Origin of the sequence: Ramlibacter sp. WS9, assembly GCF_003797765.1 — a bacterium.
Taxonomy (GTDB): Bacteria; Pseudomonadota; Gammaproteobacteria; order Burkholderiales; family Burkholderiaceae_C; genus Ramlibacter.
Map to the genome: position 1 here is coordinate 1 of NZ_RKMB01000055.1, position 13,504 is coordinate 13,504.

At 67.0% G+C, this 13,504-nt stretch carries 11 protein-coding genes; 9 read left to right on the forward strand and 2 right to left on the reverse strand.

All coding sequences use genetic code 11. The annotated features are described in order from the left end of the window. The first annotated feature begins 52 nt into the window (after nucleotides 1-52). The 3 genes from EEB15_RS32290 to EEB15_RS32300 are packed head-to-tail and all read left to right on the forward strand — an operon-like array spanning nucleotide 53 to nucleotide 4,608. A complete protein-coding gene (locus EEB15_RS32290) occupies nucleotides 53-2,380 on the forward strand; it encodes a Tex family protein (protein ID WP_141514100.1) in 2,328 nt (775 codons plus the stop codon). A gap of 3 nt (nucleotides 2,381-2,383) precedes the next feature. After that, complete coding sequence (locus tag EEB15_RS32295; protein ID WP_141514101.1) at nucleotides 2,384-3,472, forward strand: patatin-like phospholipase family protein; 1,089 nt, start codon at nucleotides 2,384-2,386, stop codon at nucleotides 3,470-3,472. Beyond that, nucleotides 3,469-4,608 carry an acyltransferase gene (locus EEB15_RS32300; RefSeq protein ID WP_158290299.1) on the forward strand — a complete coding sequence of 380 codons (1,140 nt, stop codon included), beginning with the start codon at nucleotides 3,469-3,471 and terminating at the stop codon, nucleotides 4,606-4,608. The genes EEB15_RS32295 and EEB15_RS32300 overlap by 4 nt, the downstream gene beginning before the upstream one ends. On the opposite strand, the gene EEB15_RS32305 is transcribed toward EEB15_RS32300, so the two are convergent. Beyond that, nucleotides 4,578-5,714 (reverse strand): iron-containing alcohol dehydrogenase, encoded by a 1,137-nt coding sequence (locus EEB15_RS32305; RefSeq protein WP_141514103.1) that lies wholly within the window; start codon nucleotides 5,712-5,714, stop codon nucleotides 4,578-4,580. The genes EEB15_RS32300 and EEB15_RS32305 overlap by 31 nt on opposite strands. Before the next feature lie 96 nt (nucleotides 5,715-5,810). Here EEB15_RS32305 and EEB15_RS32310 point away from each other — a divergent pair, with 96 nt between their 5' ends. Genes EEB15_RS32310 through EEB15_RS32320 form a run of 3 tightly spaced genes read left to right on the forward strand, consistent with a single transcriptional unit; the run spans nucleotide 5,811 to nucleotide 9,901 of the window. Further along, nucleotides 5,811-6,731 carry an alpha/beta hydrolase gene (locus tag EEB15_RS32310; protein ID WP_141514110.1) on the forward strand — a complete coding sequence of 307 codons (921 nt, stop codon included), beginning with the start codon at nucleotides 5,811-5,813 and terminating at the stop codon, nucleotides 6,729-6,731. Beyond that, complete coding sequence (locus EEB15_RS32315; RefSeq protein WP_141514104.1) at nucleotides 6,728-7,594, forward strand: YbgC/FadM family acyl-CoA thioesterase; 867 nt, start codon at nucleotides 6,728-6,730, stop codon at nucleotides 7,592-7,594. Before EEB15_RS32310 ends, EEB15_RS32315 begins: the two co-directional genes overlap by 4 nt. 9 nt (nucleotides 7,595-7,603) lie before the next feature. Next, nucleotides 7,604-9,901, forward strand: coding sequence for an O-antigen ligase family protein (locus tag EEB15_RS32320; RefSeq protein ID WP_141514105.1), 2,298 nt, complete (start codon nucleotides 7,604-7,606; stop codon nucleotides 9,899-9,901). Here EEB15_RS32320 and EEB15_RS32325 read toward each other — a convergent pair. Continuing rightward, nucleotides 9,877-10,794, reverse strand: coding sequence for a folate-binding protein YgfZ (locus tag EEB15_RS32325; protein ID WP_141514106.1), 918 nt, complete (start codon nucleotides 10,792-10,794; stop codon nucleotides 9,877-9,879). The two genes, EEB15_RS32320 and EEB15_RS32325, sit on opposite strands and share 25 nt — an antisense overlap. Nucleotides 10,795-10,845: 51 nt before the next feature. On the opposite strand from EEB15_RS32325, the gene mltG reads away from it, so the two are divergent. The 3 genes from mltG to EEB15_RS32340 are packed head-to-tail and all read left to right on the forward strand — an operon-like array spanning nucleotide 10,846 to nucleotide 13,476. Continuing rightward, nucleotides 10,846-11,841 carry an endolytic transglycosylase MltG gene (mltG, locus tag EEB15_RS32330; RefSeq protein WP_141514107.1) on the forward strand — a complete coding sequence of 332 codons (996 nt, stop codon included), beginning with the start codon at nucleotides 10,846-10,848 and terminating at the stop codon, nucleotides 11,839-11,841. Between the two features lie 7 nt (nucleotides 11,842-11,848). Continuing rightward, complete coding sequence (tmk, locus tag EEB15_RS32335; protein ID WP_141514108.1) at nucleotides 11,849-12,484, forward strand: dTMP kinase; 636 nt, start codon at nucleotides 11,849-11,851, stop codon at nucleotides 12,482-12,484. Beyond that, entirely contained in the window at nucleotides 12,481-13,476 is a 996-nt protein-coding gene (locus EEB15_RS32340; protein WP_141514109.1) for a DNA polymerase III subunit delta', read from the forward strand. The genes tmk and EEB15_RS32340 overlap by 4 nt, the downstream gene beginning before the upstream one ends. The last annotated feature ends 28 nt before the right edge of the window (nucleotides 13,477-13,504 follow it).

The window sequence follows — 13,504 nt, forward strand, 5'->3', positions numbered from 1 at the left end:
CCGATGCCCCCTCGGGCGTCGCCCTCTCCCCCTTCGCAGTCCCACCCCAAACATGAAAAAAATCATCCGGCAGATCGCTGCCGAAATCCGCGTTCAGGAACACCAGGTCCAGGCGGCCGTGGACCTTCTGGATGGCGGCGCCACGGTGCCTTTCGTTGCCCGCTACCGCAAAGAGGCCACCGGCGGCCTGGACGACATCCACCTGCGTGAGATCGAAGCGCGGCTGGGTTACCTGCGCGAGCTGGAAGACCGGCGAGAGGCGGTGCTCAAGAGCATCGAAGAGCAGGGCAAGCTGACACCCGAGCTACGCGCCGCCATTGAAGCGGCGCCCACCAAGCAGGAAGTGGAAGATCTGTACCTGCCGTACAAGCCGAAGCGCAGAACCAAAGGCCAGATCGCGCGCGAATCCGGCATCGAGCCGCTCGCGGACAAGCTGTTTGCCGATCCGCGCCTCAACCCGAGCGACGAAGCGCAGGCTTTCGTGAAAGCCGAAAAGGGCGAGGGCGGTGAAGACTTCACCACCGTGCCCGCGGTGCTGGACGGCGTGCGCGACATCCTGTCCGAGCGCTGGGCCGAAGATCCGGCGCTGGTTCAGAACCTGCGCGAATGGCTGTGGAGCGAGGGCCTGTTCAAGTCCAAGCTGGCGGCCGGCAAAGACGAAAACCATCCGGACGTCGCGAAGTTCCGCGACTATTTCGACTACGACGAGCCGGTCGGTCGCGTGCCCTCGCACCGCGCTTTGGCGGTCTTCCGCGGCCGGCAACTGGAAATTCTCGACGCGAAACTGGCGTTGCCGGTGGAACCGGAGCCCGGCAAGCCGTCGATCGCCGAAGGCAAGATCGCCTTGCGCCTGGGCTGGAGCCACCAGGGCCGCCCGGCGGACGACCTGATCCGCAAGTGCGTTGCCTGGACATGGCGCGTGAAGCTGTCCCTGTCCACCGAACGCGACCTGTTCACGCGCTTGCGCGAAGACGCGGAAAAGGTGGCGATCAAGGTGTTCGCGGACAACCTGCGCGACCTGCTGCTCGCCGCACCGGCGGGGCCACGCGTCGTGATGGGCCTGGACCCCGGCATCCGCACTGGCGTGAAGGTGGCGGTGGTCGATGGCACGGGCAAGCTCGTCGACACATCCACGGTCTACCCGCACGAGCCGCGCCGCGACTGGGAAGGCTCGCTCCATCAGCTGGGCCTGTTGGCGCGCAAGCACGGCGTCAATCTGATCGCCATCGGCAACGGCACGGCCAGCCGCGAAACCGACAAGCTCGCCGCCGACCTGATGAAGCGCTTGGACGACGACAAGATCCAGCGCGTCGTGGTGAGCGAGGCCGGCGCCTCGGTCTATTCCGCGAGCGAATTCGCGTCGCAGGAAATGCCTGACGTCGACGTGAGCCTGCGCGGCGCGGCCAGCATCGCGCGGCGGCTGCAGGACCCGCTGGCCGAACTGGTGAAGATCGATCCCAAGTCCATTGGCGTAGGCCAGTACCAGCATGACGTGAACCAGAGCGAGTTGGCGCGCATGCTGGACGCGGTGGTGGAGGATTGCGTGAACTCGGTCGGCGTCGATCTCAACACGGCCAGCGTTCCGCTGCTGTCGCGCGTGTCAGGCCTTTCGGGAAGCGTTGCCAAAGCGGTGGTGCGCTGGCGCGAGGCGCACGGCGCCTTCAAGAGCCGCCAGCAACTCATGGAAGTGAGCGGCCTGGGCGCCAAGACATTCGAGCAGAGTGCGGGTTTCCTGCGCATCCGCGGCGGCGACAACCCGCTCGACATGACCGGCGTGCACCCGGAAACGTACCCCGTGGTCGAGAAGATGATGGCCACCACCGGCAAACCGGTGGCCGAGCTGATGGGCCGCGCGGAGATGCTCAAGACCTTGAAGCCCGAACTGTTCGCCAACGAAAAGTTCGGCGTCATCACCGTGAAGGACATCCTGGTCGAACTGGAAAAGCCCGGCCGTGACCCGCGCCCCGACTTCAAGGTGGCGCGTTTCAACGATGGCGTCGAGGACATCGCGGATTTGCGCGAAGGCATGGTGCTCGAGGGCACGGTGAGCAACGTCGCGGCGTTCGGCGCCTTCGTCGACCTGGGCGTGCACCAGGACGGTTTGGTCCACGTGAGCCAGCTGTCGCACAAATTCGTCAATGACGCCCGCGAAGTGGTGAAGACCGGCGACATCGTCAAAGTCAAGGTGATGGAAGTGGACGTGGCCCGCAAACGCATCGGGCTTTCGATGAAGCTCGGTGACGCACCCACAAGGCGCGACGGGCCGCGCGACAACCGCTTCGAGGGCGCCGGCCGCGGCCAGCGCGCACCGCAGAACCCATCACAGGCGAACACGGCGATGGCGGGTGCATTCGCCAAGCTGCAGGGCCTGCGAAAATAGGGCATGACAGCCCTTCGCATCTATGCCGGCCCCAAGGCCCGGCAGCACATCGAACGCGAAGGGCTGAAGCCTCACCACGTTGGCGTCGTCCCCGGTGCGGCAGGTGGCCCCAAGGGGCTGGTGCTCGGCCCGCTGGATCGATTCATCTTCGGCGATTGGCTGGCGTCTTCCCATCATGAAGTGCACTTGGTCGGCGCGTCCATCGGCGCGTGGCGCATGGCGACGGCTTGCCTGAACGACCCGAATGCGGCCTTCGAACGCCTGGAACGCGACTACATCTCTCAAGACTACGAGCTGGAGCCAGGGCGCAAGACGCCGACGGCCGCCCACGTCAGCGAGCGGTTCGGGCAGAACCTGCAATCGTTCTACGGCGGACGCGTCGGTGAAGTGCTGGCGCATCCACGCTACCGCTTGCACGTCGTCACCTCACGTGGGCGCCATGTTCTCGGGCGCGAACACAAATTGCGCACGCCCTTGGGCTACCTCGGCGCTTTCATGACGAATGCCGTGCATCGCAAGGCGATGGGCGCGTGGCTGGAACGCGTGGTGTTCTCCAGCGCGAGCGAGGGCACGGCGGCGGCATTGCCATTCGCCACGGCCGACTACCGCACGCGCCAGGTGGCGTTGAGTGAGGCCAACTTCAACGCGGCGCTGCAGGCCAGCTGCTCGATCCCTTTCGTGCTGGAGGCGATCCACAACATTCCCGGCGCGCCACCGGGCGCCTATTGGGACGGCGGCATCACCGACTACCACCTGCACCTGAACTACAACGCACGCATGGCGCAGGGGCTGGTGCTGTATCCGCATTTCCAGAAGGCGGTCGTGCCCGGCTGGCTCGACAAGGGCCTCAAGTGGCGGCATGGGTCCACGCATTTCCTGGACAACACCGTGGTGCTGGCGCCCGATCCGCAGTGGGTGAAGCAGTTGCCCGGCGGCAAGCTGCCGGACCGGACGGACTTTCCGCGCTTCGGCACGAATCTTCAGGCTCGCGTCAACGCGTGGAACGCCGCCGTGTCCGCGAGCCGCCAACTGGCCGATGAATTTGCGCAATGGCTGGAACGGCCCGACATGGCCCGGGTGGAAGCACTTTGACCTCGGCGCCGGTGCCTGCGCCGGAGCGTTCGTTGGACCGCGTGCTGGGCTGGGACGTGCTGCGTGGGCTGTGCGCGCTGGCCGTCGCGTCGTACCACCTGCTGTCGTGGCAGGACCTGGCCCACTTCCACACCCTGGGCACATACGGTGTGTACCTGTTCTTCGTGCTGTCCGGTGCGAGCCTCGCGTACAACTACAGCGGCAAGGTGCGAAGCGCGGGTGATGCTGCCGCATTCCTCTTCACGCGGTGGCTGCGGCTGGCGCCGTTGTATCTGCTCTTGTGCCTGGTGTTCGTCGGGCTGATCTCCCTGCGCAACGGCCAGTGGCTCGACCTTCTGCCGTTGCGCCTGTCGCTCAACGCGACATTCCTTTTCGGCGCGCACGACCCCGTGATCTGGGCCCTGTTGATCGGCGGCTGGTCACTGGGCATCGAGTTCATCTACTACCTCGCGTTCCCCTTCCTGCTGCCGGTGGTGCCGCGGGTGTTGGCGAGCGCGCTGCTGGGTGTGGCCCTGTGTGCGGTTCAATGGTGGTGGGTCCAGCGCACCGTGGGTTCCGATGCCGGCTACCTGGCGAGTTCGATCGCGTACCACCAGCTGCCCGCGTTCGTGGCGTACTTCTTCGGCGGCTGCGTCATCGGGCACTGGCGCAGAACGCACACGCTGCACGCACCACTTTCCGCGGGTGTGGTGGTGTGGCTCGTGACGGCGTTGGTGCTGCTGGCGCTGAATCCACAAGAGGCGGGCGACGAGTTGTTCGGCTGGCGCGGGCCGTCTCTGTTCCTGCTGTGCTTCGCCGCGGTGTTCGCAAGCGGTCAGGTGGACGTCAACGGCCGCTCCAAGCGCGTCGCGCAGTGGCTAGGCGACATCACGTACGGCTGCTACCTGCTGCACCCCATCCTCTTTTTCAGCTTCGTGTGGTTCGCGCTGCCGCAGCTGGGCTTTGCCGAAGCGAAGGACTTGCCGTTCGCCACGCGCTGGTGGATCTGGGCCAGTGTGTTGGCGGCCAGCTGCGCAGGCGCCATCGCGAGCGAGCGGTGGTTCGAAGCGCCTGTCCGCCGCTGGGGCAAACGATGGACGATCGGGCGGCGCGCACCCGCCACGCCCTACAACGAAGCGGCCAGCATTTCCTCGTAGTCCTGCGCCGTCGCGATGCGCGGGTTGGTCTTGTGGCAGTGGTCGGCCAGCGCGCCCTTGATGATGTTGTCGAACATTTCGCGCTGCACACCCATCGCGGCAAGGCCGGTGGGCAGGCCGAGACGGGCGTTCATGTCTTTGATCGCCTCGGGAATGTCACCGGCAGACTGAAGGCCCATCGCGTGCGCCATGCGCTCTAGCCGGCGCTCCTTCTTGACCGACTCCGCCTCGGCGTTGAAACGCACTACGGCCGGCAGGAACATCGCGTTGAGGGTGCCGTGATGCAGGCGCGGGTCGACGCCGCCCAGGCTGTGGCTGAGCGAATGAACGCAGCCCAGCCCTTTCTGGAAAGCCATGGCGCCCTGCATCGAAGCACTCATCAGGTTGAAGCGGGCGTCGCGGTCGCTGCCGTCCTTTGTGGCGCGCTCGATGTTGGCCCAGCCGCGCTCCAGCCCGTCCAGACCGATGCCGTCCGCAGGCGGGTTGATGGCGGGTGCCATGAAGGTTTCCATGCAGTGCGCGATGGCGTCCATGCCGGTCGCGGCTGTCAATTTCGGCGGCAGGCCGAGCGTGAGTTCCGGATCGCAGATCGCAGCCTTAGGGAGGATGTGCCAGGAATGGAAGCCCAGCTTGCGGTGGTCGTCCACGATGATGATCGCGCCGCGCGCCACTTCGCTGCCCGTGCCGCTCGTCGTCGGCACGGCGATCAGCGGTGCGGCTTTCTCGGTGATACGCGGCGAGCCGCCTTCGATGGTGGCGTAGTGCGTGAGCGGGCCGTCGTGCGTGGCCGCAATCGCGACGCCCTTGGCGCAGTCGATCGCCGAGCCGCCGCCCACGGCGATGAGCCCGTCGCAGCCGTTGGCCTTGTACACCTCCACAGCGGCGCGCACGGCGGCTTCGGTCGGGTTGGACGGCGTCTGGTCGAAAACCGCCACCGGCATGCCGGGCAGGGCGTCCAATGCCTTTTGCAGCACGCCCGCGGCCTTGACGCCCGCATCGGTGACGATCAGCGGACGGGTGATGCCGACGCGGTCGCATTCCTGCTTGAGCAGCTTCACGGCGCCAAAGTCGAACTGGATTTGCGTGAGGTAGTAGATGAAAGCCATGGTCTTGCCCGAGGTACGATGGAATCCATCACTTTAACGGCAGCCGAGAGACCCTTGAAGACATTCCTGCCGGAATACCCGCAGCTCACCCCGGCCATGCGATCGGCCCTGGAACGCATGGCCCGCGCGGGCTATCCCCCTGCGTACACGCTCAGCCCGGCCGCCGCGAAGGCGAGCTACGAAGCGGGCGCGGGCGTGCTGGAAGTCCCCAAGGCGACGCTCGCGAGGGTGGAAGATCTCACCATCCCCGCGCGCGACGGCGTCCAGCTGCCGGCACGGCTGTATGCGCCCAGCGATGCCGTGCTGCCCGTGCTGCTGTACTTTCACGGCGGCGGATTCACCATCGGTAGTGTTGCGTCGCACGACATCCTCTGCAGGGAGCTGAGCCGTTTGTCCGGCTGTGCCGTGGTGTCGCTGGACTACCGGCTGGCGCCCGAACATCGCTTCCCGGTCGCGGTCGACGATGCCTGGGATGCCCTGCAATGGCTTGCAGCCCACGGGCGCGGCCTGGGCATCGATGCTGCGCGCATCGCTGTCGGCGGCGACAGCGCCGGCGGGACATTGGCCGCGGTCTGTGCACTGATGGCCCGCGACGCGGGTTTGCGCCTGGCGTTGCAGTTGCTCTTCTACCCGGGCTGCGCGGCCTGGCCGGCCGCGCCGTCGCACCAGCGCTTCGGCCACGGCCTGGTGCTGGAGCAACCCCACATCGACTGGTTCTTCGACCAGTACATTCCTCGCGAGTCGCGGGAGGATTGGCGGTTCGCGCCGCTCAACGCGCCGGACGCGGAAGGCGTGGCGCCCGCGTGGTTCGGCCTGGCCGAATGCGACCCACTGGTGGACGACGGCCTTGCCTACGCGGATAAACTGCGGGCTGCCGGCGTCGCGGTGGACCTTGAAATCTATCGCGGCGTCACCCATGAATTCATCAAGATGGGGCGCGCCATCCCCGAAGCCCGGCAGGCCCATGCCGACGCCGCCCGGGCCCTGGCAGGCGCCCTCGAGCCCCAGAAGCCATGAACCGAAAAGATTTCCGATTCTTTCACCGCCTGCGCGTGCGCTGGGCCGAAGTGGACATGCAGAAGATCGTGTTCAACGCGCACTACCTGATGTACTTCGACACCGCGGTGACCGACTACTGGCGGGCGCTGGCCCTGCCGTACGTAGAGGCCATGCATCTGTTGGGCGGCGACCTGTACGTGAAGAAGGCGACTGTGGAGTTCAACGCATCGGCGCGGATGGACGACCGGCTCGACATCGGCATGAAGTGCGCCCGGATCGGCAACTCGTCGATGACCTTTGTGGGGGCCATCTTCCGCGGTGACGAACTGCTCATCACGGGCGAGCTCATTTACGTTTTCGCCGACCCGGCCACCCAAAGTTCCCAGGCCGTGCCGCAGCCGCTGCGCGACGTGCTCACGGGCTTTGAAGCCGGCGAGGAAATGGTGGAAGTCAAGACCGGCCGCTGGCAGGACCTGGGCCACGACGCGGCGCGCATCCGTACGGAAGTGTTCGTCGACGAACAGCGCATCCCGGCCGACATGGAATGGGACGATGGCGACCAGACGGCGATCCACGCGGTGGCCTACAACCGCCTGGGCCAGCCCCTTGCCACCGGCAGGCTGCTTCAGCAGGTGCCGGGTGTGGCGCGCATCGGCCGCATGGCGGTGCACCGCGCGCTGCGCGGATCGGGTGTGGGCAAGCAGGTGCTCAAAGCCTTGATGGATGTGGCTGCAAACCGCGGCGACTACGAAGCCATGCTGCATGCGCAGAGCAGCGCGCAGACGTTCTATCTTGGCCTCGGGTTTGTTCCGCGCGGCGCGCCGTTCGACGAAGCGGGCATTGCGCACATCGAGATGGCGCGGACCCTCGGGCCGCTCTGACCGCACCCCATGGCCAAGAAAAAGCGTAACCGTGGTGACGCGGCGCCGGTCGCTGCGCCCGCAGACGGGCCGGCAAGCGTGGTGGCCGGCCGTGCCGCCGGATCGCCGGGGCCAATGCAGGCGGAGGCCGGCGGCGCGGCCTTGGTGGCGATCTTCGCGCTGATGATGTTGCTCGCGCCGGCCATGGGTGTGCCCAACGAGCTCATGCTGCAAGACACCCTCAAGTCCATCGTCGTCGCTTTCGCGGTGCTGGGTGCGGCCCTGCTGTTCTTGTGGCAGCAGCGCGAGCGCCGCGAGCCTTTGCGCTGGCACGGCATTGTGTGGCTGCCGCTGCTGCTGATGGCTTACGCCTTCGGCAGCATGGCCTGGTCGCACACTTACCTCGGCGGCGTGGAGGCGGTGCGCTGGTTCATCTTCGCGGTGCTGCTGTGGCTGGGCATCAACAGCCTTGCGCGCGACCGCCTGCCGATGCTGGCGCATGGCATCCACCTCGGCGCGGTGTTCGCGTCTTTGTGGGCCGTGCTTCAGTTCTGGATCGACTGGCGGTTCTTCCCCCAGGGCCCGCACCCGGCGTCGACCTTCGTCAATCGCAACTTCTTCGCGGAGTTCGCGGTTTGCACCTTGCCGTTCTCGGCGCTGCTGCTGGCGCAGGCGCGCCAAAGCGCACGGATCGCATTGCTGGCGGCCACGACGGGTCTGGTCATCGTGGCCATCCTGATGACGGGCACCCGAAGCGCGCTGATCGCGCTGTGGCTGCAACTGCTCGTGGTGCTGCCCTTCATCGCGTGGTTCTGCCGCACGCAGCTGGAGTTCCGGAACTGGAAGCGCAGCCATCGCGCGCTGGCCGCTGGTGTATTGATCGGCACCGTGCTCGGCCTAGGCTGGATCCCCACCGGCGACCGGAGCATCGTGGAAGAGGGCCGCGGCGTCACGGCGCTGGAGCGCGGGTTCAAACGCACCGGCTCGATCTCGCCCGACGACCCCTCATTGGGCATCCGCATGGTCATGTGGAAGGCCACCGCCCGCGTGATCCAGCAGCGACCGCTGTCGGGTGTGGGCGCGGGTGCGTGGGAAAGCGATATCCCCTTGTACCAGGAAGAAGGCGCGCAGCTCGAGACCGATTACTACGTCCACAACGAGTTCCTGCAGCTCCTGGCCGAGTACGGCTTGGTCGGATGGCTGTTCCTGCTGGCCCTCGCAGGCTACCTTCTTCATGCCGCGTGGCGCACGCTGCGGGGCGCGGGGGCGCAGGCTCAGGCCGAAGCGCCCTGGCGAGCAGTGTTCCTCTGCAGCCTGCTCGCGCTCATGATCGTGAGCAATGTCGGGTTCCCATGGCGCATGGCGACGACAGGCGCATTGTTCGCCCTGTGCCTCGCGGGATTGGCCGCTTCCGACGCGCGCCTGGGCGCGATGGCGCGCTGGACCACGGTCAAGCTCCCCTGGAGCCCGGTGCTTTCTCGTTCACTGGCGGTGGTTGCGTTGTGCTGCCTGCTGCTCGCCGCGTACATCACCCGCCTGGCGGCCGAGAGCGAACACCGGATCGTGTCGGCGGCGAAGATCGCGCTGACCATCTCCGCATCGGGCGATCCCAACAACACCAAGTGGAACGCGAGCAAGGCCGAGATGTTGCGGCTGATCCGCGAGGGCGTGGACATGAATCCGCATTACCGCAAGATCACGCCGATCGTGGCCGACGAACTGGCGCGCTGGGGCGACTGGAAGAACGCGACGTGGATCTGGGAGAGCGTGCTGTCGTCGCGGCCGAACGTGGTGGCCATCATGGCCAACGTGGCGCGCGGCTACACGTCCATGGGCGACATGCCGCGGGCGCTGCAATTCATGGAAAAGGCCAAGAAGATCCAGCCGCGCGCGCCCGCCGTGCGTTCGCTGGAGGTGATCTTGCTCAGCCGCTCCGGCCAGGAGGCGCGCGCGTTGGAGCTTGCCCGCGCAGCGATCGCGGAAAAGATCGTGGACTACGACCTGGCCAACGCGGCCTTCTGGCTGGCCGCGCGGGCGCGCGACTTCGATTTCGCGGCCCAGATGATCCAGCTGCGCTCAGCCGGGTGGCCGCAGACGGCCGTGGACGGGTCCATCCAGCTCGGCAACATGTACGCCATCGACGCCAAGGACGCGGACAAGGCGCTCGTGGCATTCAGGCAGGCCATGGCCGCTGTCCCGGAAGCGCAGCGCCGCAGCCTGTTGCCGCGGATCCCTGTCGGCTACTGGCCCAAGCTCGGATTCACGGATGCGGCGCCGGCCGCATCACCAGCCTCATCACCGGCTCAGACGTCGGCCAGCAAAGGGTAAGGCGGCGGCTGCAGCGCGAGGGCCGGGCCTTGCGGGCTGCCGGCGGTAAGCGTGCCGCCATTCGATGCGCTGATCTGGATCGACACGATCGCGTCCCAGCCGCCACCCGGCGTGGCAGCGGCCTGCGCGACGAGGCCGCAGGGCTGGCCGGAATCTGATTCGTGAAAGACCTCCTGGCCGGCCTCCAGGCGCAATGCCGCGTGGGCCAGATACGCCCTGCGCTTGAGCGTGCCGCGGAACTGGCTGCGGGCCACGACTTCCTGCCCCGGGTAGCAGCCCTTCTTGAAATTGACGCCGCCCACGGATTCGTAATTGAGCATCTGCGGCACGAACGCTTCGACGATGGGCGTGGTGACGGTGGCGATGCCGCTGCGGACTTCACCCCACAGCCAGGCGCCATGGTCGATGGCGGTGCCTGCCGGGGCGGGCGCACTGGCGGGCGCGATCCAGAGGCTGCGCGGCTGGCCATCCGCCGGGTACAGCCGCACGATGCTCGCATCACCCTGATCGGCGCGCGACCATGGCGTTTGCTCACCCGGCGCCGCGTCTTGCGCAGCCTGCCCGGCCAGCCCCCACAGGTCGAATTCGGCGCTTGCGTCACGCAGCTTGGCCTTGGCCCGCAGCACGAACATCGACAGGCGCTTCAGCGTCGCCGGCAGGATGTCGCGGCTACAGACGAGGAGGATGTCCGCGGGGCCGCGCTTGATGCCGATGAAGCTCGCCTGTATTCGGCCCTTGGCTGTGCAGTACGCAGCCAGGCGCGCCTCCAGCGGGCCCAGCAGCACGAAGTCATGCGTCAATTGGCCTTGGAGGAAAGTGGCCGCGTCATCTCCTTCGACGCGGATGATGCCGAGGTGGGGCAGGGGTGTTACACCGCTCAGTGTGTGGGTCATGCGTGAATTATCATCGTCGGTCCAATTCACTCCTTGGCATAGGGACAGTCGTTGAAGCGATTCCTGTTGACGGTTTTCCTGCTGGGCGCCCTGGCCGTTTTGGGCGCCGGCGGTTGGGCCTTGTGGTGGGTCTACCAGCCCTTGCCGCTCTCCGCGCCGACGGTGGACCTGTCGATCGAGGCAGGCACCCTGCCGCGCGGCGTCGCCCAGGCGGTCAAAGATGCGGGCGTCGACGTCAATACCGACCTGCTTTACCTGTGGTTTCGCTTTTCCGGGCAGGATCGGCTGATCAAGGCGGGCAGCTACGAGCTGGAAACCGGCATCACCCCGCACCGCTTGCTCGCCAAGCTCGCGCGGGGCGAAGAGACGCTGCGTGCCGTGACGCTGGTCGAAGGCTGGAACTTTCGCCAGGTGCGGGCCGCCCTGCTGAAAGAAGAGGTTCTCAAGCCCGAGACCAAGGGCCTCACCGACGAGGCCGTGATGAACCTGCTGGGCAAGCCCGGCGTGCATCCGGAGGGGCGGTTCTTTCCCGACACGTACACCTATGCCAAAGGTTCGAGCGATGTCGCGGTGCTCCGTCGCGCCTTGCGAGCGATGGAGAAACGCCTGGCCGCGGCGTGGGCCCAGCGCGCGCCCGATGCTGTTGTGAAGACGCCGGACGAAGCGCTGATCCTGGCCAGCATCATCGAAAAAGAAACCGGCAAAGCCGCCGACCGCACGATGGTCGCCTCTGTGTTCAGCAACCGCCTGCGCGTGGGCATGCCGCTGCAGACCGACCCGACCGTGATCTACGGCCTGGGCGCTGCTTTCGACGGCAACCTGCGCAAGAAGGACTTGCAGGCCGACACGCCGTGGAACACCTACACGCGCGGCGGCCTGCCCCCCACACCCATCGCCATGCCGGGCAAGCCATCGCTGCTGGCTGCCGTGCAGCCGGCGCCCAGCAAGGCCTTGTATTTCGTCGCGCGGGGCGATGGCAGCAGCCAGTTCAGCGCCAGCCTCGACGAGCACAACCGCGCCGTCAACAAATACCAGCGTGGGCAATGAGCGCACCATGACCCAGGCCCTGTTCATCAGCTTCGAAGGCATCGACGGCGCCGGCAAGTCCAGCCATGTCGAAGGCCTGGCGAAAGCTTTCCAGGAACAGGGCAGGGCGGTGACAGTCACCCGAGAGCCGGGCGGGACCCCGCTGGCCGAGAAGCTGCGCACGCTCGCGCTGAACGACCCGATGGACCCGCTCACCGAGGCGCTGCTGATGTTCGCGGCGCGGCGCGACCACCTGGCGCAAGTGATCGAACCCGCGTTGGCCCGCGGTGACGTCGTGCTGTGCGACCGCTTCACCGACGCCACCTTCGCGTACCAGGGGGGAGGGCGCGGCTTCGACTGGGAAGTGTTGGCGCAACTCGAACAATGGGTTCAATCGAAACCAACGCGCGGCCTGCGCCAGCCCGACATCACGCTGCTGTTCGACCTCGACCCGGCCATTGCGGCGCAGCGCCTCGCGGGTGCGCGTGTGCCCGACAAGTTCGAATCGCAGCCGACCGAGTTTTTTGCCCGGGTGGCCCACGGCTATGACCAACGGGTGGCGCAAGACCCGGCCCGGTTTGCCCGCATCGATGCAGACCAGGCGCGCGAGGCGGTGTGGGCCGACGTTCTCGCAGCCATCCGCCGCAAGGGATGGCTCCCATGACGGCGCGCCCGCCCTGGCTTGCAGCGCAAAGCCGCCAGTTGCTGGCACAGCGCGGCCATGCCTGGCTGCTGCAGGGCGCTTCGGGCCTCGGCCAATACACCTTGGCCGTCGAGCTCGCGCGCGGCTGGCTGTGCGACCAGCCGACGCCGGAAGGCGCCTGCGGCTCATGCGCCAGTTGCCACGCGTTCGACGTCCATGCGCACACCGACTTGTGCGTGCTGATGCCCGAAACCATCATGATCGAGCTGGGCTGGCCGCTGCCCGAGAAGGCCCAGGCGGACATCGACGACAAGAAGCGCAAGCCCAGCAAGGAGATCCGGGTCGAGGCCATGCGCGACGCGGTCGAATTCGCGCAACGCACCAGTGGGCGAGGGCGCGGCAAGGTGGTGCTGGTCTATCCCGCCGAGCGCATGAACCACGTCACGGCCAACACGCTGCTCAAGACACTGGAAGAGCCGGCCGGGGATTTGCGTTTCGTGTTGGCCAGCGAGGCCGCGCACCAGCTGCTGCCCACCATTCGCAGCCGCTGCCTCACGCACACCATGGCATGGCCGAGCGAAGCCGAGGCCCTGGCGTGGCTCGAACAGGAAGGCGTGAAGCCGGTCGATGCGTCTGCATTGCTTCGCGCGGCGGGTGGCCGACCGGAAGATGCGCTCGCCTATGCCAACGCCGGCGGCGACCCGAAGATCTGGTCGCTGCTGCCCAAGGCCGTGGCGCGCGGCGACAGCGCCGCCCTCGCCAATTGGGCCCCGGCCCAGGCGGTGGATGCCCTGCAGAAGCTCTGCCACGACCTGCTGGCGGTGAAGGCCGGCGCGGCGCCGCGTTTCTTTCAAGCCACAGACCTTCCACCGCCCGCTTCCTTCGCGTCGCTCAGCAGCTGGTCGCGGGAGCTGGCACGCACGGCGCGAACCGTCGAGCACCCTTTCAACGCCGGGCTCATGCTCGAAGCGCTTGTGAGCCAGGCCCGCTCGGCCCTAAACTCTCGCTCCTGACTTCCGCAAAATGAGCACCGCCCCCCCC